Below are 26,470 nucleotides of genomic sequence, written 5' to 3'. Positions count from 1 at the left end.
CACCGTCGCCCGCGCCCTTGCCTGACGGGCCGTCAGCCCACACCATGACCCCCAGCCGCCGACGACCGTCGGCCGAGCGCCCGGGGGTGGACGCGGACGTGGACGTGGACAGCACTACGGGAAGCGGCACACACGGAGACGACGGGGTGCGGGTGCTGCCCGAAGGAAAGCTGGCGTACGGCATCCAGCTCCCCGTCCAGTCGCAGAGCACCCTCTACACGGAACCGTGGGAGGCCGGGGCCGGCCCCGCCGACCTGGTGGAGATCGCCCGCACCGCCGACCGCCACGGCTTCGCCTACATCGCCTGCTGCGAGCACATCGGCATACCGCGCCGACTGGCCGCGGCCATGAGCACGGTCTGGTACGACCCGGTCGCCACCCTCGCCTACCTGGCGGCGGCCACCACCCGCGTACGGCTCCTCAGCCACATCGCCCTGGCCGCCCTCAAGCACCCGCTGCTCAGCGCCAAGCAGTACGCGACCCTCGACCACCTCTCGGGCGGGCGGCTGATCCTCGGGGTCGGCGCCGGGCACGTACCGGAGGAGTTCGACGCCCTCGGGGTGGACTTCACGCGGCGCGGCGCCCTGCTGGACGAAGCCATCGACGCACTGAAGGCGGCGCTGGGCCCGGAAGAGTTCCCCTCCTACCAAGGGAAACGATTCGCCTTCACCGGTCTGGGACAGCGCCCGCGCCCCGTACAGACGCCGCGCCCACCGGTCTGGGTGGGCGGCTCGTCACCCGCCGCCCTCCGCAGAGCCGCCGTACGCGGCGACGGCTGGCTGCCGCAGGGCGACCGCAGGGACCAGCTCCCGGCGCAGCTCGCGAAGCTGCGGCGGCTGCGGGCGGAAGCCGGGCTCACCACACCCGCCGAGGCCGGCGCCATCACCGAGCCGCTGTACGTGGGCGAGCCCGCGTGGGACACCGGCCGGCGCACCCTCACCGGGCCGCCCGAGCGGCTGGCGGAGTCGCTGCGCGAGTACCGGGCGATGGGGGTGCGGCAGATCCAGGTCCGGTTCCGCAGCCGGAGCCGTACCGAACTGAGCGACCAGATGGCGGCGTTCGCCACCGGCGTGGCTCCGCACCTCGACAGCTGAGACGCACGACGCTCCCGGAGGGACCGGTGCACATGGGGAAGCTGGACGGCCGAGTCGTCATCATCACCGGCGCCGCACGCGGCCAGGGCGAGCAGGAGGCGCGGCTCTTCGTCGCGGAGGGCGCCCGCGTGGTGCTGGGCGACGTGCTGGACGGCCCGGGGGAGGCGCTGGCGGCGGAGCTGGGGGACGGCGCCCGGTACGTACACCTGGACGTGCGCCGGGAAGCGGACTGGGAAGCCGCGGTCCGGGCCGCCGGGGAGGCGTTCGGCACGGTCGACGGGCTGGTCAACAATGCCGGCATCCTGCGCTTCAACGAGCTGGCCGCCACCCCGCTCGCCGAGTTCCAGGAGGTGGTGCAGGTCAACCAGGTCGGCACGTTCCTCGGGATGCGGGCGGTGGTCCCGGAGCTGACGGCGGCCGGCGGCGGCACCGTCGTGAACACCGCCTCGTACGCCGCGCTGTCCGGCATGGCGTACCTGACCGCGTACGCGGCGTCCAAGGCGGCGGTGGTCGGCATGACGCGGGTGGCGGCGATGGAGCTGGCGGGCCGGGGCATCCGGGTCAACGCGATGTGCCCGGGGGCCGTCGACACCCCGATGGCGCGTCCGGAGCGGGGACCGGCGGAGACGGCGGACGTCTCCGGCACCTCCACCGCCTCCGCTCCGGACCTTGACGCGTTCTTCGCGAAGACCGTTCCCCTCGGGCGGATCGGGCAGCCGGAGGAGGTCGCCCGGCTGGCGCTGTTCCTGTCGTGCGCGGACTCCTCGTACATCACGGGCCAGCCGTTCGTCATCGACGGCGGCCGGCTGTCCGGCATCAGCCTGTACTGAGGCGCGTACGCCGTTTCCTGGCCCGTACCTGATGGCCCGTCAGGTATTGACGGCCCGGAAGCCCGGTGCGAGAGTCGGACCCGATCTGACGGGGCGTCAGGTATTGGCGCCAAGGCGGACGAGGGACGGTGAACCTACCTTGGAATTCGGGCTGTTCGTTCAGGGATATGTGCCCGCCGCGCGGGCGAAGGCCGACCCCCAGGCGGAGCACCACGCGCTGATGGAGGAGACCGAGTACGTCATCGAGGCCGACCGGGCCGGGTTCAAGTACGCGTGGGCCTCCGAGCACCACTTCCTGGAGGAGTACTCCCACCTCTCCGCCAACGACGTCTACCTGGGCTACCTCGCCCACGCCACCGAGCGCATCCACCTCGGCTCCGGCATCTTCAACCCGCTCGCCCCGGTCAACCACCCCGTCAAGGTCGCCGAGAAGGCCGCCATGCTCGACCACCTCTCCGGGGGCCGTTTCGAGTTCGGCACCGGGCGCGGCGCGGGCAGCCACGAGATCCTCGGGTTCATGCCGGGCGTCACCGACATGAACCACACCAAGGAGCTGTGGGAAGAGACCATCGCCGAGTTCCCGAAGATGTGGCTCCAGGACGAGTACCAGGGGTTCCAGGGCAAGCACTGGCAGCTGCCGCCGCGCAAGGTGCTGCCCAAGCCGTACGGGACCGCGCACCCGCCGATGTGGTACGCGGCCGGCTCACCCGCCTCGTACGCGATGGCGGGGAAGAAGGGTCTGGGCGTGCTGGGCTTCAGCGTGCAGAAGGTCGCCGACATGGAGTGGGTCGTCGAGTCGTACAAGAAGGCCGTCGAGCAGGCCGAACCGGTCGGCGCGTACGTCAACGACAACGTCATGGTGACCTCCACCGCCATCTGCGCCGAGACCCACCAGAAGGCCGTGGAGATCGCGGTGGGCGGCGGGCTGAACTACCTCCAGTCGCTGCTGTTCCGCTACCACGACACGTTCCCGCGCCCCGAGGGCATCCCGGAGTGGCCCGAGCTGCTGCCCGAGTACACCGAGGAGATCATCGAGCTGCTGATCGCCGAGGAGCTGATGATCTGCGGCGACCCCGACGAGGTGTTCCGCCAGTGCGAGCGCTGGGAACAGGCCGGCGCCGACCAGCTCTCCTTCGGCCTGCCCATCGGCGTCTCGCCCGAGGACACCCGCACCACCATCCGGCTGATCGGCGAGCACGTGATCCCGAAGATCGACACGGATCCGGTGCACCGGACGGCCCGCTTCCGGCAGAGCGCCGCCTGACCAAGGCCGTTCCGAGCGGAAGGGACTTCCCGGGGATGCTCGACCACCTGATCAAGGGCGCCACCGTCGTCGACGGCACCGGCGCCCCCGCGTACCAGGCCGACCTCGCCGTCCAGCGCGGCCGGATCACCGCCGTCGGCCGGATCACCGACCCCGCCAGGACCACCGAGGACGCCCACGGCCTCGTCCTGACGCCCGGCTTCGTCGACCCGCACACCCACTACGACGCCCAGCTCTTCTGGGACCCGTACGCCACCCCTCCATGCACCACGGCGTCACCACCGTCGCGGGCGGCAACTGCGGCTTCACCCTCGCCCCGCTCAACCCGGACCGCCCCGGCGACGCCGACTACACCCGCCGCATGATGAGCCGCGTCGAGGGCATGTCACTGGCGGCACTGGAGCAGGGCGCGCCGTGGAACTGGTCCACCTTCGGCGAATACCTGGACGCCCTGGACGGCCGGACCGCCGTCAACGCGGGCTTCATGGTCGGCCACTGCGCCCTGCGCCGCCACGTCATGGGCCCGGACGCCATCGGCGGACAGCCCACGGACACCCAGCTGGACGCCATGCTCCGGCTCTTCCACGAGGCCATGGAGGCGGGCGCCTGGGGCCTGTCCACCACCCAGTCCTCGACCCATGCCGACGGTGACGGCCAACCCGTCGCCTCCCGGCACGCCCGCCCCGCCGAACTCCTGGCGCTCTCCCGCGCGGTCGCCGACCACGAGGGCACCCAGCTCGAAGCGATCGTCGCCGGGTGCCTCGACCAGTTCGCGGACGAGGAGATCGACCTGCTCGTCGAGATGTCGGCCGCCGCCGGGCGCCCGCTGAACTGGAACGTGCTGACCATCGACGCGGCCGTACCCGAACGCGTCCCCCGGCAGCTGGAGGCGAGCGAGCGCGCCCGTGAGGCGGGCGGCCGGATCGTCGCCCTCACCATGCCGATCCTCACCCCCATGAACATGTCGCTGGGCACCTTCTGCGCCCTCAACCTCATCCCCGGCTGGGGCGACATCCTCGCCCTGCCCGTACCGGAGCGCATCGCCCGGCTGCGCGACCCGGCCGTACGGGAGGAGATGCTGCGGCGCGCGGCGAGCAAGGAGGCGGGCGTCTTCCGGCGGCTGGCCGACTTCGCCCGGTACGTCATCGGCGACACGTACTCCGCCGCGAACCGGGGACTCTCCGGCCGGGTGGTCGGCGACATCGCCGCCGAACGCGGCCAGGAACCTTTCCACACCCTGGTCGACATCTGCGCCGAGGACGGGCTGCGCACCGTCCTGTGGCCGATGCCGACCGACAACGACCCGGACAGCTGGGCCCTGCGGCAGCGCACCTGGCAGCACGAGGACGTGATGCTGGGCGGCTCCGACGCGGGCGCCCACCTGGACCGCATGTGCGGCGCCCCGTACACGACACGCTTCCTCGGCGACTGCCTGCGCGGCCGGAAGCTGGCGGGGCTGGAGGAGGCCGTACGGATGCTGACCGACGACCCGGCCCGGCTCTTCGGCCTGCGCGGCCGCGGCCGGATCGCCGTCGGCCACCACGCCGACCTGGTCCTCTTCGACCCGGAGCGGATCGACGCCGGGCCGGCCCGGCTGGTCCACGACCTGCCGGGGGACAGCCCGCGACTGGACTCGGAGGCCGCCGGGATCGTGAGCGTACGGGTCAACGGCGTCGAGACGGTACGGGACGGCGCGGTGACCGGGGCGGTACCGGGGAAGGTCCTGCGATCGGGCCGGGACACCGAGACGGTGCGTACGCGGTGAGCGCGCCTTCCGGTCCGTCCGCCCCTCGCCCCGAGCGGCTGCTGATCGGCGGCACGTGGACCGCGCCCGACCACGGCCACTACGAGGTGACCGACCCGGCGACCGAAGAGACCGTCGGACTGGCGGCGGAGGCGAGCCGCGACCAGGCGTACGAGGCGGCCCGCGCGGCGCGCGAGGCGTTCGGGCCCTGGTCGCGCACAGCGCCCGAGACCCGCGCGCGGGTCCTGGAGCGCGCCGCCGAGATCCTGGCGCGCAACATCGGCCCGTACACCCGGCTCGCGCAGGCGGAGACCGGGGCGACGACCGGCACCGCCCGCGCGATGCAGGTAGGCGTCGCCGTCGCCCGCCTGAAGCGGTACGCGCGCGGAGCGCTGGAACCGGTCGAGACCCCCTACCGCCGCAGATCAACGAGGCGGGCCCGTTCGGGAAAGCGGCCGTCCTCGGCGCGCTCGCGGTGCGCCGCCCCGTCGGCGTCGTCACCTGCGTCACCTCCTACAACAACCCCTGGGCCAACCCGGCCGGCAAGATCGCCCCCGCCCTGGCCATGGGCAACACGGTCATCATCAAGCCCGCCCCGCAGGACCCGCTCTCCGTCCACCGCCTGACCGAGGCCCTTCAGGAAGCCCTGGACGAGGCCGGTGCGCCACCGGGCGTCGTCAACCTCGTGACCGGCGAGGACCCGGCGATCGGCGAGGCCGCGGTCGACTCCCCGGACGTGGACATGGTCAGCTTCACCGGCTCCACGGCCGTCGGGCAGCGCATCGCCGAAGTGTGCGGACGCGGCATGAAACGCCAGCTCATGGAGCTGGGCGGCAAGGGCGCCGCACTGGTCTTCGACGACGCCGACCTGGACGCGGCGGTGGCCGGCATCGGCACCACGTACTCCTTCTACAGCGGTCAGATCTGTACGGCACCGACGCGCGTACTGGCGCAGCGCGCCATCCACGACCGGCTGGTGGAGAAGCTGACCGCGTACGCGACCCGCCTGAAGATCGGCGACCCTGCCGCCCCGGACACGGTCATCGGCCCGGTGATCTCCGCCGCGCACCGCGACCGCGTCGAGTCGTACATCGAACTGGCCTGCAAGGAGGGCGCCCACCTGGTCACGGGCGGCGAGCGCCCACCCCTCCCGCGCGGCTTCTACGTGGCCCCCACCCTCTTCACCGACTGCACCCCGACCCTGCGCGTCGTACGGGAGGAGATCTTCGGCCCGGTGGTCGTCGTCCTCCCCTTCACCGACGAGGAGGAGGCTGTCGCCCTCGCCAACGACAGCGACTACGGCCTGCTGGACTACGTGTGGTCCGGGGACGTGGCGCGCGCGTTCCGGGTGGCGGGGCGGCTGCGCGCGGGCGGCGTCGGCGTCAACACGGTCGGGCGGAACATGGAGGCGCCGTTCGGCGGCTTCAAACGGAGCGGGGTGGGGCGCGACGTCGGCTCGTACGCGCTGCACGCGTACAGCGAGACGCAGGCGGTGGTGTGGCCGGGATGAGGCCGGTGCGCGACGGCGCGGGAAAATTTTGAAACGGGACGAAACGGACAGGGCTGCGGTTCCCGCAGTCCGGAACTCGACCGTACGACCTTCAAGTTACCGACCGTAACGCGCAGCACGCCTTGCAAACCTCACCCAAAAGCCCGCCCGACCCCACCCTCATGTGGATTCCACGGCTCCCGAGGGGAGGATCTTCAGCCCCCCGATGCGGAAACAGCAGCCCTTAACGTCCTGTTCATGGTTCAGGTAGACCCCCGGCTCCCGGCCGGAGACACGGTAACGAGGGCCGCCGACACGGCTGGTGGCGCCGCCGGAGGCGGCACCGGCGGGACCCGCGGCAAGGGCCTGAGCGGCAACTCCGTAGGGCTCCTCGGCAGCGCCGTCATCGGCGTCTCGACCGTCGCCCCCGTCTACTGCCTGACCTCGACCCTCGGCCCCACCGTCGGCGAGGTCGGCCTCCAGATGCCGGCCGTCTTCCTCGCGGGCTTCCTGCCGATGCTGCTGGTCGCCTTCGCCTACCGGGAGCTGAACAAGGCCGTCCCCGACTGCGGCACGTCCTTCACCTGGACGGTGAAGGCGTTCGGCCCGCGTATCGGCTGGATGTGCGGCTGGGGACTGGTGATCGCGACGATCATCGTCCTCTCCAACCTGGCCGGCGTCGCCACCTCCTTCTTCTGGCTCCTGCTCGGCGAACTCACCGGCAGCGACGCCATCGCCGCCCTGGACGGCGACAAGGCCGCCCACGTCCTGACGTGCCTGGCCTTCATCGCCCTCGCCACCGCCGTCAGCTACCGCGGCATGACCGCCACGAAAGGCGTCCAGTACGCCCTGGTAGGCCTCCAACTAGCCGTACTCGCCCTCTTCATCGCCATGGCCTTCACCAAGGCCGGCTCCGGCACCTTCACGGGCTCCCTCCACTTCTCCCTCTCCTGGCTGAACCCGTTCGCCGTCCAGTCCTTCTCCGCCTTCACCGCGGGCCTGTCCCTCTCGATCTTCATGTTCTGGGGCTGGGACGCCTGCCTGACCGTCAACGAGGAAACCGCCGGCAGCGCCAAGACCCCAGGCCGCGCCGCCCTCCTCGCCATGGTCGTCCTCATCGGTTCCTACCTGCTGACCGCCGTGGCAGCCCAGATGTTCTCCGGCGTCGGCACCGAAGGCCCCGGCCTGGGCAACCCCGACACCGCCGACAACGTCTTCGCCGCCCTCGCCACCCCCGTCATGGGCCCGGTCCTCGGCGTACTCCTCTTCGTCGCCGTCCTCGCCTCCGCCGCCGCCAGCCTCCAGACCACCTTCATCCCGGTGGCCCGCACGGTCCTGGCGATGAGCGCGTACGAGGCGCTGCCGCCGTCCTTCGCCCGCATCCATCCGCGCTTCCGCTCCCCGGGCCGCGCCACCGTCGCGGCGGGCGTCGCCACCGGCGTCTTCTACGCGGGCATGACCTTCCTCTCCCAGAACGTCCTCGTCGACACCATCTACGCCCTCGGCCTCATGATCTGCTTCTACTACGCGATCACGGCCTTCGCCTGCGCCTGGTACTTCCGCCGCGAACTGCGCCGCTCCGCCCGCGACCTGCTCTTCAAGGGCGTCTTCCCGGTGCTCGGCGGCGTGCTCCTCACCGCCGTCTTCACCAAGACCCTGATCGACATGTGGAACCCGGCCTACGGCACCGGCAGCTCCGTCCTCGGCGTCGGCTCGGTCTTCGTCATCGGCGTCGGCCTGCTGCTGCTCGGCTTCGTCCTCATGCTGGTCATGCGGCGGCGCAGCCCCGCGTTCTTCCGGGGCGAGGTGCTGACGAGGTCGACGCCGGCGATGGTGGTGGAGGAGTAGGGGGCGCTCCGCGGCGCTGAGCCGCGGAGCGCCACCGTCGCCCTACCCGGCCCCGAACTCGTACAGCAGCTCGTTGAGGTGTCCCGCCTTCGTCATGACGCTCACCTCGATGGGCCGGTCACCTTCGCTGTACACCACGCGCAGCGTGTGCAGAACGGGCAGATCGCCCGGTAGCTGGAGTGCCGTGTACTGCTCCTGAGTGGGGACGCGTGCGGATACCCGGTCCACGCTGCGTACGGGTGGGTGGCCCAGCTCAGCGAGGTGAGTGGGTGTGCCGCCCCTGATCTTGCGGGGCTCCGCGATCGCCGTACCGCGAGCGATCTCCACGGGGTAGTACGAGGCGACAAGTTCCACCGGCTCGGCACCGATGCTCAGTACCTGCCGCCGCAACACCGCCGTGCCGCCTTCCGTCAGCCCCAACGCATTGGCGACATCCGCAGGCGGCACCACTTCCCCCACCTCCAGCAGGCGACTGTGTGCCCGCTCCCCGGGCCCGGGAGCCTCGGTGAGCCAGCGATACGGCCGACCGGGCTCGGCCGGGGCCATGTAGGCGGCGGGGCGCAGTGTCCGCCGTTCTGTGGGCGGTGCCGCCGGAGACGGCGTCTCGGGCGTGCTCATCCGTGGGCTCCTGGCTGTGAGGTGGGGCGGCAAGGGGGCTGGGCTCAGGCTTTCGTCGCCACCACGGCCCGGACCCGTTCGTTCAGGGCTCGTACGGACTTGGCGCGGTGGTGCGGGCGGATACGGGCGCGGAGGGTGGCGAAGTGGGCGTCGCCGCGGGCGGAGGAGACTTCCGTGTAGTCATCGAGGAAGCGCTGCCAGGTCGCGCAGGCCGCATCGAGATGTCCCAGCTCGAACTGGCGCTGTGCGAGCAGCGCGTGGGAGTGGACGCGACCCTGGCGTTCCTGGCGGGGCTGGGCTTTCAGGGAGCTGTTCAGGGCCGTGATCGAGCCGGGCAGGTCCTGGAACTCGTACAGCACATGGGAGACGTGGAAGAGGTACGCCGAGGCGTCGTAACCACCGATCGACTCGCGCCGGGAGTCCGCCTTGGAAAGCGCGGTCTCCGCCTCCTGGAGCCGGGTGATCGCCGTGTGGCGGTCCCCGGTCAAGGAGGCGGCGTGTGCCTGCTGGCCGCGCAGGAACGCCACCAGACGCGGACCGGCCGCGGGGGCCGCGGTCGCCGCCGAGTCGGCCAGCTCCAGGGCCTTCGCACCGTAACCGAGGCTGGACGCCTGGAGCGACATGCCGCGCAACGTGCGGCAGTACGTGAGGTGGTCCTTCGCCTCACCGGCCAGGTGCAGGGCCTTGACGTAGTAGCGCTGCCCGAGACCGTGCGCCCGCTCGTACATGGCCATCCAGCCGGTGAGGTACGTCAGGTCCGATGCGGCGGAAAGCATTTCCCGGTGCATCTGCTCCGACGCGGGCGCCGTCAGCCACGGTCCCACCGAGTTCACCAGGAACGCCGCCGCCATCGGCCGCGCGTGACCGCCTCCGAACTCGTCGAGAATGTCCGCCACCCGGTCCGTCACCGCCCGGACCGTCTCGACCTGCGCCGGCCCGATCCGGCCGGTCCGCCCCGGACGCGCCGCCGCCTCGGCCCGCCCGGCGAGATCGGCGAAGAGCGGTACAGCCAGGGCGGCCGAGCAGAGGCCGGCTTGGAGAACGCCCCTGCGGGACGGGGCCATGTCGTCGCGACTCAAGACCGCCATGATCAACTCCCGGCGGTTTTCGGGTGGGGCTTCTTCCCGTCGGCTGTCCACGGTACCCGCGCAGGCGACATACCGAGCCGACCCTGGGGCCCAACTCGCTCCCGGACCGGCCGCTTCTCGGCGTGTGAGCAGGTCAGGCGTGGTACGCCGTACCCCAGCGCATGGATCTGCGCAGGTAGCCACGTCGTACGTGCGCGTCGATTTCGTTCTGGTCCGCCCCGGCCGGCACAGGGTCGAACAGGGCCAGGACGCGGACGGGGGTGCCGGCGGCCACCATGCGAACCCACGACGGCGCGGCGGGCAGACAGAGGCGGTACGAGTCGTCGCCGTAGTCGAGCCATGGCTGGCCACGCCACATCCGGACGCGGTGGCCGATCATGGGCGGGTTTTCGATCACCGGCCCGAGACGGAGGGAGGCGGCGAGCGATTCCATGCCGGTTCGGATGCGCTCGTCGCTCTCGTGCGTGAGCCGGGGCGGCAGGTGCGAGACGAGCAGTTGGGCGACGCTGTGCGTCGGGGTGTGGTGCAGGCCGGTCGCGAGCCGGACTCCAGCGACGAATCCGGGGCCGGGTGGAGCTGTGACGCCGGGCGTGGTCACGCCTTCACCTCCGCCCACACGGATTTGCCGAGGGGGATGGCGTCGACTCCCCAGCTGCCGGGGCACAGGGCGTCGAGGACCAGCAGACCGCGCCCACGGGTGCGCACTCCGGATTCGGGCCTGGTGCGGGGGCGGCGGCGAACGGGGTCGTGCACCTCGACGCGCGTACGGCCGCCGTCGGCGTCGAGCACGAGGCGCAGCGAGTCGCCCGGTTCGGTGCCGTAGCGGATGGAGTTGGAGACCAGCTCCGATGTCACGAGGGTGACCCGGTCAATGTGATCTGCGGAAGCCCCCGGTACGTGGCAGGCGATGTACTCACGTACGAACGTCCGCGCGAGGCGAGCTGATTGTGGGTCGCCTGCCAGGGTCAAGACGGCTGAAGGGGCAACAACGGCGGTGTTGCAGGCGGGTTGGTGAGCCCGCCGTAGTTCGATCATGCAAGTCCCCTAACGGGAGCGCGCCATGGAGCACGAGCCAGTCGAGAGCGCGCCGATGGCTCGATCGCGGTTCGTCGCACAGAGTGCTCCTGGTTCGCCACGCTCAGCAACAGATCGCATGGGTGAATGCAAAATTGCACTCGTACGTGGGAGGGTGCGGTCGTGTGCACAGCGCGTTGATGACAGGCGATGACGGAGCACGGCAGACTGGCGGGCAGACACCGACCGGAGGGGAAAATGTGAGCGCACCCACCGTGCGCCGTCGGCGCCTCGGTGCGAAGCTGCGCACCTTGCGGGGTGACCTCACACTCGACCAACTCGCCGAGAAGTCCAACGGCCGGTTCGTCGCCTCGAAGGTCTCCCGGATCGAGACGGCCAAGACAGCGGCCAAGGCCAAGGACGTGGAGGCCTTGCTCGACCTGTACGCCGAGGTCGGGCGCGAAGTGAGCGATGAGCTCCGGGCCGCGCTGTTGACGCTCACGAAAGAGGGCGGTCAACGGGGCTGGTGGCACTCGTACAGGGGTGTGCTGACGCCGGTGTACGAGGATCTGATCAGCCTGGAGGCTGAGGCGGAAGCGGTGTCGGCGTGGCAGTTGGGCGCCATTCCCGGTCTGCTGCACACAGCTGAGTACGCCCGCGAGATCATCAGCGCGACGGCGATGTCCGAAGCGGTTGAGGCGCGCGTCGATGCACTGGTCGAGGTTCGACTCGCACGACAGGCGGTACTCACCAGGGAGGAACCCCTCGCCTTGTGGGCCATCATCGGCGAGGGCGCCCTACGCTCCGGCTCCGAGGGCGAGGGAGTCATGCATGAGCAACTTGGTCGGTTGCTGACCATCGGAAAGCGGCCGAACGTGAACGTACAGGTGCTGCCCTCGGAGGCCCCGTTGCACGTGGGTCAGCTGGGCAGCTTCACGATCCTTGGATTCGGACCGCATATCGACCTCGATGTCGTACATGCCGAGGGGCTGACCTCGGCCCTGTACATCGAGGAAGCCGACAAGGTCGCGGCTCATCGGGACGCCTGGCAACGGCTCACCTCTGCCGCGCTCTCGGTCGAGGCGTCGGCGGAACTGATCGCAGAGATAAGGAAGAACACATGAGCCACATTGACGACGCCTCCGCACTCTCCGTGAGCTGGCGGAAATCCTCGTACAGCGATACGGGAGCCCAGTGCGTAGAGTGCGCCATCGTCGATGCCGGGACGGTGGCCGTACGGGACAGCAAGAACCCGAACGGGCCGGCGTTGCTGCTCGGCCGCGGGCAGTTGGCCGCGTTCGTCTCCGCGGCGGCCACGGGCCGGTTCGGCGGGCTCGGGTAGGCAGCCAGGTAGGAGCGGCGGCCCGTCTCTCGGTACCCGGGGCGGGCCGTCGGCCGTGTCAGCCCCGTCCCAGGAAGATCGGATTCGTCATGGCCGCCATCGGCCCCGGCACCCCCGCTGTCGTCGCCGGATGGCGCACCTCGGCGCGTACGTAGGCGGCGTTCGCCGGAGTTGTGTGCCACGTGGTGGTTTCCGAGGCGGGGGCGGTGAAGCGTTGGCCCTGGTCGGTGAGGAGGCGGATGGTGCTGTTGGGTGGGGCGCCGGTTACGGCGAGGTGGAGGGTGACCGGGGTCGAGTCGTGTACGGGGAGGCGGTCGCCGAGGGTGGCGTGTTCGCCTTTGGGGCCGGTGGCGGTGAAGGTGAGGGAGAGGGTGGCGGATTCGGCGAGGTAGGTGTGGCCCTTGCGGATGCCGTCGAGGATCGAGGCGCGCGAGAGGTCGTCGGCCAGGACGACGGTCTGGGGGAGGCCGACTACGTCCGGGTCGCGGTGGGCGTCGCTGTGGCCGACGGCGGGGAGGAAGCGGCCCCTGCCGTGGGTGTGCGCCACGAGGGCGTTGTCCCATTCGGCGATGGCCACCTCGTCGCCGAGGGTGAAGGGGCCGTTCCAGACCTCGACCGCGTCCGCCTCCTCGTAGCCGAACTTCCAGTTGCAGCCGATGCACGGGGCGTGCGGGTGGGCCGGGATGACGAGGCCGCCCGCGCGGTGGACGCGGCGGGCGAAGCGGCCGAAGACGGCGTCGCGGGCGCGGTAGCGCCAGTCGATGAAGACGCCGGGGTCGGTGCCCATCGCCACCACGTGGCCGTTGCGGGTGGTGACCTCCTCGCCGGTGAGGATGAGGAGGTCATCCCCCCAGAGTCCGTCCCATGCCGGGTGCGAGGAAGTGGTGTTGTGCTCGGTGGTGGTGATGAAGTCCAGGCCGGCGGCGCGGGCGAGGGCGGCGATCTGGGCGGGGGTGCGCTTGCCGTCGGAGTGGACGGAGTGGAGGTGGTTGTCGCCTCGGTACCAGGAACGGCCGCGGCCTTTGGCGCGTTGAGGAGGGTAGGAGGGGACGGGCGGGGTGCCGGGGGCGCCGAAGTGGAGGGTGATGGTCACTTCGTAGGTGAGACCTTGTGGGGCGACGGTGTACGGGCCGAGGGCGATGTGCCAGGTGCCGGGGTTGAGGGGCCCGGGGAGGTAGCCGGGCGTGGCGTCGTCGGCGCGGAGGAAGAACTCCGTACGGGCGCCGCCCGACCAGCCGCGGAAGCCGCGTCCGCCGAGGGCCGTGCCGCGTTCGTCGAAGATGCCGATGTCGCAGGCGTTGCCCGCGGTGCTGGGCGGGGTGGCGGGGCGGTCGTAGGTGTAGGAGACGGTGAGCTGGCGTACGCCGGCGGGGATTTCGACGGGGAGGTAGACGTAGTCGGGGGCGCCGGTGGGGAGGCGTCCGGTGATCTTGCGGGTCTCACCGGTCTCATCGGCCTCATGGGTCTCCGTGCGGCCGTTCGCGCCGGTCCGGCCGCCGTCCCGGGCCGTCCCGCCGCCGTCATCGGCTGCCGCGAAGTCCACACCGTTCAACGTAAGCGCCGCGGCGGCGCCCGTCACCAGGAGGGCGCGGCGTCCGGGCGAGCCGCTGGTGCTGTCGTCGTCGCACATGAGGCATCACTCCCGGGCAGGCGTGGCGAAACCGGCGTACGGAAACTCTCGTATTGAGTCGTGAACGGGCGGACAAGGGAAGGGGGCCGGACGGGAACACCCGCGTGTGATGAACCGTGTGGCGTGTTCCTGGGGCACCGCACCGGCGCCTCATGGACGCTGCCCCTCCCCGGGGGTAGGAAAGGAGCACTGCCGACGCGGAGGTACGCCCAGTATGCGGATCTCGACCACCATCTTCCTGACCGACGAGACCGTCCGGCCCGACCGGCTGGCCCGGGAGCTGGAGCAGCGCGGGTTCGCCGGGCTCTACCTCCCCGAACACACCCACATCCCGGCGAGTCGCGACACACCCGCCCCCATGGGCGAGCCGTTGCCCCGCGAGTACGGGCGCACGCTCGACCCGTTCGTGGCCCTCGGGCAGGCCGCCGCCGTCACCGAACGGCTGGCGGTCGCCACCGGCGTCACCCTCGTCGCCCAGCACGACCCGATCGCCCTGGCCAAGCAGGTCGCCACGCTGGACTTCCTGTCGGCCGGGCGGTTCACGCTCGGGGTGGGGTACGGCTGGAACGTGGAGGAGGCGGCGGACCACGGGGTCGAGTGGTCCTCGCGGCGCGCGCTGGTGCGGGAGCGGATGCTGCTGATGCGCGCCCTGTGGGCGGAGGAGCCGACGGCGTACGAGGGCCGGTTCGCCTCCGTACGGGCCAGCCTGGCGCATCCGAAGCCGGTCAAGGGCGCGCCGCGCACGCTGCTCGGCGGAGCACCGGGGCCGCGGCTCTTCGCGGGCATCGCGGAGTTCGCGGACGGCTGGCTGCCGATCGGCGGCGCGGGACTGGCGGAGGCACTGCCGGCCCTGCGACAGGCGTGGACGGACGCGGGCCGGGACGGCGCGCCGGTGGTGGTGCCGTACGCGGTGCAGCCGTCGGCCGGGAAGCTGGCGCGGCTGCGCGATCTGGGGCTGGAGGAGGTCGTCGTGGGACTGCCGTCGGCGGGGGAGGCGGAGGTGCTGCGGACGCTGGACGAGTACGCGCAGTATCTGTGAGCCGCGCAGCAGCCATGGGGGCGGGGCGCCCGATCGCCGTGCGCAGGGTCGTACTCCTCCCGCCCAGGCTGCCCGCCCGCAGCCCGGAGGGAACCTCCGTATGACGTGATCAGCGGCACACCGCCGCAGGCCGTCCGGTCGGCGGCACTGTCGGTGGTCGCTCGTATGCTCGTTGGATGACTAGCAGCGCGCAGGTACCCGGGCAGGGGACGGACCGGGTGGCGGTCCCCACCGGCACGCCCTCTTCCGCCACCGCCCCCACCGCCAACGCCATGCGCCGCGCCCTCAAGCGCGCCCGTGACGGCGTCGCGCTCGACGCCGGGGAGGCCGCGGTGCTGCTCCAGGCGCGCGGCGACGACCTGCGGGACCTGTGCGCGTCCGCGGCCCGGGTGCGCGACGCCGGCCTGGCGGCCGCCGGGCGGCCCGGTGTCATCACGTACTCCAAAAGCGTGTTCATCCCGCTCACCCGCCTGTGCCGCGACAAGTGCCACTACTGCACGTTCGTCACCGTCCCCGGCAAGCTGCGCCGCGCCGGCCACGGCATGTTCATGTCCCCGGACGAGGTCCTGGACATCGCCCGCCGCGGCGCCGAACTGGGCTGCAAGGAAGCGCTGATCACGCTCGGCGACAAGCCGGAGAACCGCTGGCCCGAGGCGCGCGAGTGGCTGGAGGCCGAGGGGTACGACTCCACGATCGCGTACGTACGGTCCATCGCGATCCGCATCCTGGAGGAGACGGGGCTGCTGCCCCACCTGAACCCCGGCGTGCTGTCCTGGACGGACTTCCAGACGCTCAAGCCGGTCGCCCCGTCGATGGGCATGATGCTGGAGACCACCGCCGAGCGCCTGTGGAGCGAGCCCGGCGCCCCGCACTACGGCTCCCCGGACAAGGAACCGGCCGTCCGGCTGCGCGTCCTGGAGGACGCCGGACGTTCCAATGTGCCCTTCACGAGCGGCCTGCTGATCGGCATCGGCGAGACGTACGAGGAGCGCGCCGAGTCGCTGTTCGCGCTCCGCAAGGTGCAGCGCGCCTACCACGGCATCCAGGAAGTCATCGTGCAGAACTTCCGCGCCAAGCCGGACACGGCCATGCGCGGCATGCCGGACGCCGAACTGGAGGACCTGGCCGCCACCGTGGCCGTCGCCCGGCACATCCTGGGCCCGGCCGGCTGCCTCCAGGCGCCGCCCAACCTCGTCGACTCCGAGTACGCGCTGCTCATCGACGCGGGCATCGACGACTGGGGCGGCGTCTCCCCGGTGACGCCCGACCACGTCAACCCCGAGCGTCCCTGGCCCCGGATCGAGGAGCTGGCCGAGAAGTCCGCCGCCGCGGGCTTCGAGCTGCGCGAGCGGCTCGCCGTCTACCCGGAGTACGTCCAGCGCGGCGAGCCCTGGCTCGACCCGCGCCTGCTGCCGCACGTACGGGCCCTGGCCGACCCGGAGACCGGGCTGGCCCGCCCGGACGCGAAGGTCGAGGGCCGCCCCTGGCAGGAGCCCGACGAGGGCTTCTCGATGAGCTCCACGGGCCGTACGGACCTGCACCGCACCATCGACACGGACGGCCGCACCACCGACCGGCGCAACGACTTCGACGAGGTGTACGGCGACTGGGACGCGCTGCGCGAGGCCGCCGCCCCCGGCATGGCGCCCGAGCGCATCGACACGGACGTCCGCGCCGCCCTCGCGCAGGCCGCCGACGACCCCACCAAGCTCACCGACGCCGAGGCGCTGGCCCTGCTGCACGCCGACGGCCCGGCGCTGGACGCCCTGTGCGGCATCGCCGACGACCTGCGCCGCGCCACGGTCGGCGACGACGTCACGTACATCGTCACGCGCAACATCAACTTCACCAACGTCTGCTACACCGGCTGCCGCTTCTGCGCCTTCGCCCAGCGCCGTACGGACGCCGACGCCTACACCCTGTCCTCTCCCAGGTCGCCGACCGCGCCCAGCAGGCGTGGGACGTCGGCGCCGTCGAGGTCTGCATGCAGGGCGGCATCCACCCCGACCTGCCCGGCACCGCGTACTTCGACATCGCGCGCGCCGTCAAGGAACGCGTCCCCGGGATGCACGTCCACGCCTTCTCGCCGATGGAGGTCGTCAACGGAGCGTCCCGCACCGGCCTGTCCATCCGCGAGTGGCTGAGCGAGGCCAAGGCCGCCGGCCTGGACAGCATCCCCGGCACCGCCGCCGAAATCCTCGACGACGAGGTCCGCTGGGTGCTGACCAAGGGCAAGCTGCCCACCGCCACCTGGGTCGAGGTCGTCAAGACCGCCCACGAGCTGGGCATCCGCTCGTCCTCCACGATGATGTACGGCCATGTCGACCAGCCCCGGCACTGGCTCGGTCATCTGCGGCTGCTCGCCGAGATCCAGCAGGAGACCGGCGGGTTCACGGAGTTCGTGACGCTGCCGTTCATCCACACCAACGCGCCGGTCTACCTGGCCGGCATCGCCCGCCCCGGCCCCACCACCCGCGACAACCGCGCCGTCACGGCCATGGCCCGCGTCCTGCTGCACCCGCACATCCCCAACATCCAGACCAGCTGGGTCAAGCTCGGCACGGAAGGCGCCGCCGAGATGCTCCGCTCCGGCGCCAACGACCTCGGCGGCACCCTGATGGAGGAGACCATCTCCCGGATGGCGGGCTCCAGTTACGGCTCCTACCGCTCCATCCAGGACCTGATCGCCATCGCGGACACCGCGGGCCGCCCGTCGCGCGCCCGCACGACGATGTACGGGCCGGTGGCGGCGGAGCGGGAGGCGGCGGCGCTGGCGTCGGACGGGCATCTGCCGGAGTTGTTGCCGGTGGTGGAGTAGCGGGGACGGTGGCGGAGTAGCGGGGGCGGGCCGGGCGCGCCTGTTTCCCGCTACGGTTGCGCCTGGAGGCCCGCCGGGGGAGCGCGGGCCCGGGAGGTGAGCGGTGAACCGCAGGCGGCTCTCTCGCCAGGAACTGATCCGCGACCGGCGGGAAGACGGGTTCGTCGGCCGCGACGGCGAACTGGCTGCCTTCCGCGCCAACCTCGCCCGGGATCCGGCCGACCCGGACTTCCGCTTCCTGCACCACCTGCGCGGCCAGGGCGGCGTCGGAAAGACCTCCCTGGTCCAGCGGTTCGAGCACATGGCGCGTGAGCTGGGCGCGCTGACCGTGTACGTCGACGAGTCGGTGCACAGCGTCCCGGAGGCGATGGCCGCGATCAGCGCCAAGCTGGGACGCCAGGGCAGCCCGCTGAAAGCCTTCGACAAGCTGCTGGCCACCTACCGGGAGCGACGGCACGAGGCGGAGACGGCGCTCGCGGGGCCGGACGAACCGGGAGACGAGGTGCCGCCCTCACCCGGCAGCATGCTCATCGCCAGGGCGGGCGTGGTGGGCATGGGCCTGATCCCGGGCGTCGGCCCCTTCGCCGGCGCGCTGGACACCACCCACGTCGCCCGCGGCGCCGAACGGCTGCGCGGCCGGCTCGGCGCCCGGCTGCGCAGCCACGACGACGTACAACTGGTCCTGTCCCCGGTCGAGGTGCTCACCCCGGCCTTCGTACGGGAACTGGGCGACGCTGCCGACGCCGTGCCCCTGCTGGTGCTCTTCTTCGACACGTACGAGGCGACCGGCCCGCTCCTGGACACCTGGCTGCGCGACGTCCTCTTCAGCGACCGCTACGGGCCGCTGGCGCAGAACGTCGTGATCGTCCTGGCCGGGCGCGACGCCTTGGACCGGACCTGCTGGGCCGACCACCTCGAACACGTCACGGACGTGCCGCTGGACGTCTTCACGGAGGCCGAGGCGCGGCAGTTCCTGTCGGCCAAGGACATCACCGACCCCGGCACCGTCGACACCATCCTGCAGCTCTCCGGCCGCCTCCCGGTCCTCGTCTCCACCCTCGCCGAGAGCCGGCCGGACGCGGCGGACGCCGTCGACGACCCCAGCGACACGGCCGTCGAACGCTTCCTGAAGTGGGAGACCGACCCGGTACGACGGGAGGCCGCGCTGGCCGCCGCCCTGCCGTGCCACCTGGACGAGGACGTGTACCGGGAAGCGGTGGACGCGGAGGCCGCGGGACAATTCGGCCGGCTGTGCGCCCTGCCGTTCGTCACCGAGCGCGGTGGGCGGTGGCAGTACCACGAGGTGGTCCGCACGGCGATGCTCCGCCTCCAGCGCCGCCGGTCGCCGCGCCTCTGGGCCGAGCGGCACGGGCGGCTGGCTGAGGCGGCGCGGCGGTGGCGGGAGCAGTGCGCGGGGGACGACGGCCCGGGCAGTTCCCGGGGCGGGGGCGGCAGGTACGGGGAGGACAGCGACGCGGGCGCGTGCCACCGCGACGAGCGGTGGCGGGAGTTGCGGCTGGGGGAGATCTATCACGGGCTGTGCGCCGAGCCGCGGGGTTCCTGCCGGAGGCCTTGTCCGAGGTGACGGCCACCGCGCAGTACGAGCCGCCCGCCGTACGCCTGGTCGCCGAGACCGTACGGAAGGCCGGGACGGACACGGACGCGCCCGAGGTACGCGACTGGGGTGAGCGGCTGCTGGCCGCCCTCGACGGGGCGGAAGGACTGGCACAGGCGCTCACCACGCTGCTCGCCCGGCCCGGCCTCGGCGCGCCGGAACAGGCGCTGATCCACCGCCTGCGCGGCCGCGAACACCGTAAGGCCGAGTCCTGGCAGCAGGCGTTCGCCGACTTCGACCGCTGCCTGGAGCTGGCACCGGACGACGCGCACGCGCTGGTCGGACGAGGACTCACCCACCGGTACCGGCGCGATTTCGAGCCCGCCGTCCAGGACTTCACGCGGGCCCTGGCCCTCGAACCGCGCTCGGTCACCGCCGCCTTCCACCTCGGCGAGGTCAACCGCATCATGGGCAGGTACGAGCAGGCGCTGACCGCGTTCGACCGCCCGCTGGAGCTGGACCCCCGCTACCCGCCGGCGCACGGCAGCCGCGCCGTCTGCCTGCGCCACCTGGGCCGTTACGAAGAGGCGCTGGCGGTGCTGGAACACGCCATCGAGCTGTACCCGGACTACGCCTGGGCGATGGCCGAACGGGGAATGACCTACCGCGCCATGGGCCGGTACACCGAAGCGTTGGCGGAGTTCGACCGGGCGCTGGCCGTCAACCCGGTGTACGCGTGGGCCGCCGGGGCGCGGGGGAGGGTCGCGCTCCTCTCGGGGCGGCTCGCGGAGGCGGTGGCGGACTTCGGCCGGGTCGTCACCCTTGGAGCGGCCAATCCCTGGCTCTTCGCCCGTCGTGCCAAGGCACACGGGTTGCTGGGGGCGGAGGGAGAAGCGCTCGCCGACTACGACAGGGCGCTGGCCGAAGCCGACCGGTCCGCCGTGCCGGACGAGGCCCGGGCCGCTTTCCTGTCCGGGCGCGCCGGGTGCCTGCGCCGCGCGGGACGGCTCGACGCGACGCGCGAAGCCGTCGAGGCGGCCTCGGCTCTCGCGCCGGACGAACTGCCGGTGCGGTACGAGGCCGCGCTCCTCACCTGCGCCGTACGCGGGCCGTGGGCCGCCGCGCCCGCCTGGGAGGCGCTACGGGACGCGGAGACCCGGCCGCTGGACGGCGACGACTTCACCGGTCCCGCCGTCGCCGCCGTCGTCAGCCGCTGCGCCCTGGCGGACTGGGCCGGTGCCCACGCCGTGCTCACCGGCCTGCTCGACGACGGGACCCCCTGGGAGCGCCTGGCCGAGGTGGAGTCCGGGCTGCGGGACCTGGCGGCACTGTGGCCGGCACGGGACGCCACGGCCGCTGACCGATTGGGGGCGGCCCGCCACGTACTCCTGGAGCGGATGGCCGAAGCGGCGGCTGCCCACGCACGGTGACCGCCGTCCTCACCCGTCCCCCGTCTCCGCCTCCGCTTCGTGCTGGAGGATGCACTGCTGCCACTGCGCCAGCGCCTCCGCGCGGTCGCCGCCGGTGTCCTCGGCGGCGGAGATGAGGGCGTCGGCGGCCATCGCGGCCAGCCGGACGGTGATCTGGCACACGTCGCGCTGGGAGAGCGGACGGAGGAGTTCCACGGCGCCGTCGCTGTCACCGGCCAGGGCGCAGGCCACGGTGGCCATGGCGGTGCGGTCCCACTCGAAGTCGGGCATGGAGGAAGCCTTCCCACGGCACGCCGGTCGTATGGCCTCGGTACGCAGGGGTACGACTGTGCCGGTCGGCGCCGGCCGGGACGCCGATCGGGACTGTAGTGATCAAAAGCCGCCTCTGGGGTGACTGTTCGCATAGCGTTCCTTGCCCTGAGTTGACTGTTCTTGGTCGATTACAGTGCTGCGGCAGGGGGAGCGTAAGGACCCCGTAAGGGAAGTGGTGGGCCACGGGGAGGGACGGGAGTGAGTACAGCGGCAGGCGGTACGGCCATCTGGGGCCGCGCCGAACAGCAGGACTTCCGCAGCCGGGTACGCGGCTGCCTGCTGGGCGGGGCGATCGGTGACGCGCTCGGCGCCGGCATCGAGTTCAGCTCGCTGGACGCGATCCGCGAGGCCCACGGCCAGGACGGCGTGACGGACTACGTACCGGCCTTCGGGCGGCGCGGCACGGTCACCGACGACACCCAGATGACGCTGTTCACCGTCGACGGGCTGATCCGGGCCCAGGTACGGCGCGACACCGGCGCCTGGCACCCGCCCACCGACGTGCACCGCGCGTACCTGCGCTGGGCCGCCACCCAGCGCGACTGGGGCCCCGACGAACGCAAGAAGGACGACGGCTGGCTGGCACGCGAGGAGTGGCTGTACGCGCAGCGGGCGCCCGGCCGGGCCTGCCTTTCCGGGCTCGGCGACGACGTGATGGGAACGCTGGAGCAGCCCAAGAACCCCGCCTCCAAGGGCTGCGGCGCGGTCATGCGGTCGGCGCCCTTCGGGCTGCTGGTCGGCTGGGAACCGCAGCTGGTCTTCCAGCTCGCCGTCGAGTGCGCCGCCCAGACGCACGGCCACCCGACCGGCTACCTCGCGGCCGGCGCCATGGCGGTGATCACCCACTCGCTGGCCCGGGGCGACGACCTGGACAGCGCCGTACAGAAGTCCCTGGCCCACCTGGCCACCCGGCCGGACCACGAGGAGACCGCCGAGGCGCTCCAGCAGGCGCTGGGCGCCGTACGGCAGGGCATGCCCACGGCCGCCCGCGTGGAGTCGCTCGGCGAGGGCTGGACGGCCGAGGAGGCGCTGGCGATCGGCGTGTACTGCGCGCTGGTCGCCGAGGACATCCGGCACGGGCTGCTGCTGGCGGTCAACCACGGCGGCGACAGCGACTCCACCGGCGCCATCTGCGGCAACCTCCTGGGCACCCTGCACGGCGAAACGGCACTGCCGCCCGTGTGGCTGGCCGAAGTGGAAGGCCGCGCGACGATCCTGCAACTCGCCGACGACTTCGCCATGGAGATGACACAGGGACCGGCCCTGCACGGGCCGGGCAACTCAGCGCCGGGGTGGCTGGAGCGGTATCCGCGGGCTTGAGGGCGGGGTGGGGCGGGCGCTTCATGTCCGGCTGGTGGTGGCGGGGCGGGCGCTTCATGTCCGGCTGGTGGTGGCGAGACGGGTGCTTCATGCCCTGCTCGGGGGTGGGGCGTGCATCGCGCCTCCACCGGGGCGAATCGAACGCGCGCGTCCCCCCAGCAGGGGGTTACCCAAGGGGAGGCGCGCCAGAACCACAACCACGCCGCCCGTCCCGCCCTGCTCGGCCTCGCCTCGCCCGCTCCGCCCCGCCCGCCCAGTACTGCCCCGCCCGCCCAGTACTGCCGTGCCCGCCCCGTACCACCCGTACCGCTGCGAACTCGGCGCCGCCTCACCCCCGTTCGCATTGTCCCGCTTTGGGGGAGCCTCGGTCGACAAACCGGCCCCGCGCATGCGAGAACAGCCCAGAGAACAGCCCAGGGCCCGCAGTCGGTCCGGGCCGTAGCCGTACGAGGGGGAGAGACATCATGGGCCGCTACCTGCTGCGCAGGCTGGCCGGTTACCTCGTCCTGGTGGCCGTGGCGGCGTCCCTGACGTACTTCCTCGCCGGGCTGAGCCTCAACCCGCGGGCCCGGTTCGAGAACCGCAACCCGCCGCTGCCCGAGGCCGCCGTCACCCGCACCCTCGACGACGTCAACATGAACCCGGACACCCCGGTGACGACCCGCTTCGCGCGCTGGGCCGGTGACGTCGTCCACGGCGACCTCGGCCGGACCCTCTCCGGCGACTCCCTCAACGACGACTTCGGCCGCCGGGTCGGTGTCAGCACCCGCCTGCTGCTCCTGGCAACCTTCGCCGGCTCGGCCCTCGGCGTCGCCGTCGGCGCGTACGGCGCGATCCGCCAGTACCGGTTCTTCGACCGGTTCTCCACGCTCGCCTCGTTCTTCGTGCTGGCGATGCCGGTGTTCGTGGTCGGAGTCGCCCTGAAGATCGGCGCCACCGCCCTCAACGACGGTACGCAGACGATCAAAGTCCTCGGCGAGTACGACGCCCAGTACGCCGGCCGATGGGACCCTGCCGCCCTGGTCAACCGTGCCCAGCACATGCTGCTGCCCGCCCTGACCCTCATCATCGTGCAGGTCGCCCTCTACAGCCGCTACCAGCGCAACACCATGCTCGACGTGCTCGGCGCCGACTTCCTGCGCACCGCGCGCGCCAAGGGCTGCGCCGCCGCACCGCCCTGTTACGGCACGGGCTGCGCACGGCCGTCCTGCCGGTCGTCCCCCTGCTCGTCTACAACATCGTGCTGCTCTTCGCCGGTGCCACCTTCGTGGAGAAGACCTTCGGCTGGCACGGCATGGGCGAACTGCTGGTCGATTCGGTCGCCGGGCAGGACGTCAACGCAGTCGCCGCGGTGGGCGTGTTCACCGCAGTACTGGTGCTGGCGGCGGGGCTGCTGTCGGACCTCTTGTACGCGGCGCTGGACCCCCGCGTAAGGGTGCGGTGATGCGCCCCGCAGCCGGCGGCCGTGGGCCGTGGTCCGGCCGTACGCCATGGTCCGGTCGCCCGCCGCGTGACGGCCGCCCGCCGCGTGACGGCCGCCCGCCGCGTGACGGCCGCCCGCCGCGTGACGGCCGTACGCCGCGTGACCGCCACCCCTCGCCGCCCGGCCGTCCGCCACATGACCGCCACCCCTCCCGCACCCGCCTCACCGCACGCCGCTTCGCACGCAACCGGCTCGCGACGGCCGGGCTGGCGCTGCTCTTCCTGCTCTTCCTCGCCGCGTACGTCGGCCCGCTCCTGAGCCCCTGGGACCACCGCACCCACGACTTCCTCAACTTCCTCTCCGGGCCGTCCGCCGAACACTGGTGGGGCACCACCCAGAGCGGCCTGGACCTCTACGCGCTCACCCTGCGCGGACTCCAGAAGTCCCTGGTCATCGGCATCCTCGTGGGAGTGGTCTCCACCTTCCTGTCGGCCGTGGTGGGCGCCTTCGCCGGGTACTTCGGCGGCTGGACCGACCGCGTCCTGACGGGCGCCGTCGACCTGCTGCTGGTGATGCCCGCGTTCCTGGTCGTCGCCGTCCTGTCGCCGCTCGTCCGCGGCTCCGGCTGGCCGGTCTTCGTCGTCCTGCTGGCCGCCTTCAGCTGGATGATCACCGGGCGGGTGGTGCGCAGTGTGACGCTCACGCTCAAGGAACGCGAGTACGTCAAGGCGGCCCGCTACATGGGCGTACCGGGGCCGGTGATCGTCTTCCGGCACATCCTGCCCAACATGGCCTCCCTGCTGATCATCGACGCGGTCATCCAGGCCGGGGCCGCGGTCATCGGGGAGAGCGGACTGTCGTACTTCGGGTTCGGGGTGCAGCCGCCGGACGTGTCGCTCGGCACGGTCATCGCCGACAACACCAACATGGCCGCGAGCTACCCGTGGCTGTTCTTCTTCCCCGCCGGGTGCCTGGTGCTCATCGGCGTCTCCCTCGCCTTCGTCGGCGACGGGCTGCGGGACGCGCTGGACCCCGACGCGGCGGGGGCGCAGGCGCGCGTGAAGGGGCGCGGGAAGCGCGCCGCTGAGGAAGGCCGTCGCCGGTGACCGCACAACGCCACACCGGCCAGGAGGCGGCGGCCGCCCGCCCCGCCCTCCAGGTGACGGGCCTGCACGTCACCTTCCCCGGCGAGCACGGTCCCGTGCACGCCGTACGCGGTCTGAGCTACGCCGTACGGCCCGGCGAGGTGCTCGGCATCGTCGGGGAGTCCGGCTCGGGCAAGTCCGCCGCCGCCCAGGCCGTCCTCGGACTGCTGCCGGACGGCACCGCCGTACGGGGCTCCGTCGAACTGGACGGACAGGAACTGCTCGGCCTCGGCGACGCCGCGCTGTCCAGGATCCGCGGCAACGGCATCAGCATGGTCTTCCAGGACCCGCTGTCCGCCCTCACGCCCGTCTACAGCATCGGCAGCCAGCTCGTCGAAGCGCTCCGCGTCCATCAGGACCTGAGCCGCAAGGCCGCACGGGCCCGCGCCGTCGAACTCCTCGCCCTCGTCGGCATCCCGGACCCGCGGCGCCGAGCCGACGCCTTTCCGCACGAGTTCTCCGGCGGGATGCGGCAGCGCGCGGTGATCGCCATGGCCATCGCCAACGACCCGCGGGTCATCGTCGCGGACGAGCCGACCACCGCCCTGGACGTCACCGTCCAGGCGCAGATCCTGGACGTCCTGCGGACCGCCAGGGAGGTGACCGGCGCCGCGGTCGTACTGATCACCCACGACCTGGGGGTGGTCGCGGGGTTCGCCGACCGGGTGCAGGTCATGTACGCGGGCCGGCCCGTGGAGGCCGGTACGGTCGACGAGATCTACTACCGGCCCAGGATGCCGTACACCATCGGCCTGTTGGGCGCGACGCCCCGCCTGGACGGGCCCACCGACGTACCGCTGACCCCCGTGCACGGCACCCCGCCGTCCCTGACGGCGCAACCACCCGGCTGCCCGTTCGCACCACGCTGCCCGGTCGCCGTTCCCCTGTGCCACGAGACGGAGCCTGCCCCGGCGCAGGCCGTACCCAGGGAGGCCATGGGCCCCACAGCAGTCACGGACGCCACAGCAGACACGGACGCTTCTCCGGTCGTCTCAGCCACCCCGGACACCCCGACCACCCCAGCCCTTCCGGACACTCCAGACACCCAAGTCCCCCCGACCACCACGGCCCCCGCCCACGCCGCCGCCTGCCACCGCAGCGAGGAGATCGCCTCGGGGGCGTTGCCGCGGTCGGGGATCTTCGCGGGGGCCGGGGGAAGCCTTCGGACGGGGGCGGATCGCCCGCGGGCTTCCGCGGTACGGGCACGGGCGGTACGGGCACGGGGGATACGGGCAGTGCGTGCACGGGTGGTACGGGCCCCCGCAGCGCAGACACGTGCGGCACGGACTCGTGCGGCACGGGCAAAGACCGCACCGGCAAAGACCGCACGGGCAAGGACCGCACGGGCAAGGACCGCACGAGCAAGGACCGCACAGGCAAGGACCGCACAGACACGAACGGTACCGGCGACACGGCCACGGACGGCACGGACCCCCGTCGGGCCGGAACGGGCGGCACCGACGCGTC

General features: G+C 72.2%; 16 protein-coding genes and 6 pseudogenes. 16 read left to right on the top strand and 6 right to left on the bottom strand.

The window, feature by feature from the left end:
- The first annotated feature begins 44 nt into the window (after positions 1 to 44).
- The 6 genes and pseudogenes from ACEXOX_RS21540 (at position 45) to ACEXOX_RS21515 (ending at position 8,269) form a co-directional block, all read left to right on the top strand.
- Positions 45 to 1,094 (top strand): TIGR03619 family F420-dependent LLM class oxidoreductase, encoded by a 1,050-nt coding sequence (locus ACEXOX_RS21540; protein WP_406522605.1) that lies wholly within the window; start codon positions 45 to 47, stop codon positions 1,092 to 1,094.
- A 32-nt stretch (positions 1,095 to 1,126) separates the two neighbouring features.
- The gene (locus ACEXOX_RS21535; protein ID WP_406522604.1) at positions 1,127 to 1,924 is read left to right on the top strand and encodes an SDR family NAD(P)-dependent oxidoreductase; all 798 of its coding nucleotides are present in this window, start codon (positions 1,127 to 1,129) and stop codon (positions 1,922 to 1,924) included.
- A 139-nt stretch (positions 1,925 to 2,063) separates the two neighbouring features.
- Positions 2,064 to 3,188, top strand: coding sequence for an LLM class flavin-dependent oxidoreductase (locus ACEXOX_RS21530; protein ID WP_406522602.1), 1,125 nt, complete (start codon positions 2,064 to 2,066; stop codon positions 3,186 to 3,188).
- 35 nt (positions 3,189 to 3,223) lie between these two features.
- Positions 3,224 to 4,953: pseudogene (locus ACEXOX_RS21525) on the top strand (amidohydrolase family protein).
- A pseudogene (locus ACEXOX_RS21520) lies at positions 4,950 to 6,442 on the top strand (aldehyde dehydrogenase family protein). The pseudogenes ACEXOX_RS21525 and ACEXOX_RS21520 overlap by 4 nt, the downstream one beginning before the upstream one ends.
- Before the next feature lie 237 nt (positions 6,443 to 6,679).
- Positions 6,680 to 8,269: an APC family permease gene (locus ACEXOX_RS21515; RefSeq protein ID WP_406522600.1), complete on the top strand. Its 1,590-nt coding sequence runs from the start codon at positions 6,680 to 6,682 to the stop codon at positions 8,267 to 8,269.
- A gap of 42 nt (positions 8,270 to 8,311) precedes the next feature.
- Here the strand turns inward: ACEXOX_RS21515 and ACEXOX_RS21510 are convergent.
- The 4 genes and pseudogenes from ACEXOX_RS21510 to ACEXOX_RS21495 form a co-directional block, all read right to left on the bottom strand.
- A pseudogene (locus tag ACEXOX_RS21510) lies at positions 8,312 to 8,842 on the bottom strand (GntR family transcriptional regulator); the annotation flags it as partial.
- A gap of 89 nt (positions 8,843 to 8,931) precedes the next feature.
- Complete coding sequence (locus tag ACEXOX_RS21505; RefSeq protein WP_406522599.1) at positions 8,932 to 9,975, bottom strand: hypothetical protein; 1,044 nt, start codon at positions 9,973 to 9,975, stop codon at positions 8,932 to 8,934.
- A 133-nt stretch (positions 9,976 to 10,108) separates the two neighbouring features.
- Positions 10,109 to 10,573 carry a hypothetical protein gene (locus ACEXOX_RS21500; RefSeq protein WP_406522598.1) on the bottom strand — a complete coding sequence of 155 codons (465 nt, stop codon included), beginning with the start codon at positions 10,571 to 10,573 and terminating at the stop codon, positions 10,109 to 10,111.
- Complete coding sequence (locus ACEXOX_RS21495; RefSeq protein WP_406522596.1) at positions 10,570 to 11,010, bottom strand: ATP-binding protein; 441 nt, start codon at positions 11,008 to 11,010, stop codon at positions 10,570 to 10,572. The genes ACEXOX_RS21500 and ACEXOX_RS21495 overlap by 4 nt, the downstream gene beginning before the upstream one ends.
- Positions 11,011 to 11,249: 239 nt before the next feature.
- Here ACEXOX_RS21495 and ACEXOX_RS21490 point away from each other — a divergent pair, with 239 nt between their 5' ends.
- The gene (locus tag ACEXOX_RS21490; RefSeq protein WP_406522594.1) at positions 11,250 to 12,113 is read left to right on the top strand and encodes a helix-turn-helix domain-containing protein; all 864 of its coding nucleotides are present in this window, start codon (positions 11,250 to 11,252) and stop codon (positions 12,111 to 12,113) included.
- A complete protein-coding gene (locus ACEXOX_RS21485; RefSeq protein WP_406522592.1) occupies positions 12,110 to 12,331 on the top strand; it encodes a DUF397 domain-containing protein in 222 nt (73 codons plus the stop codon). The genes ACEXOX_RS21490 and ACEXOX_RS21485 overlap by 4 nt, the downstream gene beginning before the upstream one ends.
- A 58-nt stretch (positions 12,332 to 12,389) precedes the next feature.
- Here ACEXOX_RS21485 and ACEXOX_RS21480 read toward each other — a convergent pair whose 3' ends face one another.
- On the bottom strand, positions 12,390 to 13,961 hold the full coding sequence (locus ACEXOX_RS21480; RefSeq protein ID WP_406522590.1) for a CehA/McbA family metallohydrolase: 1,572 nt from the start codon (positions 13,959 to 13,961) through the stop codon (positions 12,390 to 12,392).
- 214 nt (positions 13,962 to 14,175) lie between these two features.
- On the opposite strand from ACEXOX_RS21480, the gene ACEXOX_RS21475 reads away from it, so the two are divergent.
- From ACEXOX_RS21475 to ACEXOX_RS21460, 4 genes and pseudogenes are all read left to right on the top strand, one after another.
- Positions 14,176 to 15,000 carry a TIGR03619 family F420-dependent LLM class oxidoreductase gene (locus ACEXOX_RS21475; protein WP_406522588.1) on the top strand — a complete coding sequence of 275 codons (825 nt, stop codon included), beginning with the start codon at positions 14,176 to 14,178 and terminating at the stop codon, positions 14,998 to 15,000.
- 176 nt (positions 15,001 to 15,176) lie between these two features.
- Positions 15,177 to 17,818: pseudogene (locus tag ACEXOX_RS21470) on the top strand (bifunctional FO biosynthesis protein CofGH).
- A 103-nt stretch (positions 17,819 to 17,921) separates the two neighbouring features.
- The gene (locus tag ACEXOX_RS21465) at positions 17,922 to 19,403 is read left to right on the top strand and encodes a hypothetical protein (RefSeq protein ID WP_406522586.1); all 1,482 of its coding nucleotides are present in this window, start codon (positions 17,922 to 17,924) and stop codon (positions 19,401 to 19,403) included.
- Positions 19,400 to 20,803 carry a tetratricopeptide repeat protein gene (locus ACEXOX_RS21460; protein WP_406526424.1) on the top strand — a complete coding sequence of 468 codons (1,404 nt, stop codon included), beginning with the start codon at positions 19,400 to 19,402 and terminating at the stop codon, positions 20,801 to 20,803. Before ACEXOX_RS21465 ends, ACEXOX_RS21460 begins: the two co-directional genes overlap by 4 nt.
- A 9-nt stretch (positions 20,804 to 20,812) precedes the next feature.
- Here ACEXOX_RS21460 and ACEXOX_RS21455 read toward each other — a convergent pair whose 3' ends face one another.
- On the bottom strand, positions 20,813 to 21,073 hold the full coding sequence (locus ACEXOX_RS21455; RefSeq protein ID WP_030021897.1) for a hypothetical protein: 261 nt from the start codon (positions 21,071 to 21,073) through the stop codon (positions 20,813 to 20,815).
- Between the two features lie 240 nt (positions 21,074 to 21,313).
- Here ACEXOX_RS21455 and ACEXOX_RS21450 point away from each other — a divergent pair, with 240 nt between their 5' ends.
- The 4 genes and pseudogenes from ACEXOX_RS21450 to ACEXOX_RS21435 all read left to right on the top strand — a co-directional run.
- The gene (locus ACEXOX_RS21450; protein WP_406522585.1) at positions 21,314 to 22,435 is read left to right on the top strand and encodes an ADP-ribosylglycohydrolase family protein; all 1,122 of its coding nucleotides are present in this window, start codon (positions 21,314 to 21,316) and stop codon (positions 22,433 to 22,435) included.
- A gap of 23 nt (positions 22,436 to 22,458) precedes the next feature.
- A pseudogene (locus ACEXOX_RS21445) lies at positions 22,459 to 23,879 on the top strand (ABC transporter permease subunit).
- Positions 23,879 to 24,964, top strand: coding sequence for an ABC transporter permease (locus tag ACEXOX_RS21440; RefSeq protein WP_406522584.1), 1,086 nt, complete (start codon positions 23,879 to 23,881; stop codon positions 24,962 to 24,964). The pseudogene ACEXOX_RS21445 and the gene ACEXOX_RS21440 overlap by 1 nt, the downstream one beginning before the upstream one ends.
- Positions 24,961 to 25,971 (top strand): annotated as a pseudogene (locus ACEXOX_RS21435) (ABC transporter ATP-binding protein); the annotation flags it as partial. The gene ACEXOX_RS21440 and the pseudogene ACEXOX_RS21435, both read left to right, overlap by 4 nt.
- Positions 25,972 to 26,470: the final 499 nt, after the last annotated feature.

Origin of the sequence: Streptomyces sp. Ac-502, assembly GCF_045222935.1 — a bacterium.
Taxonomy (GTDB): domain Bacteria; phylum Actinomycetota; class Actinomycetes; order Streptomycetales; family Streptomycetaceae; genus Streptomyces; species Streptomyces monomycini.
The sequence above is the reverse complement of the archived record's forward strand: the minus strand, read 5'-3'. Positions and strand labels throughout refer to the sequence as shown.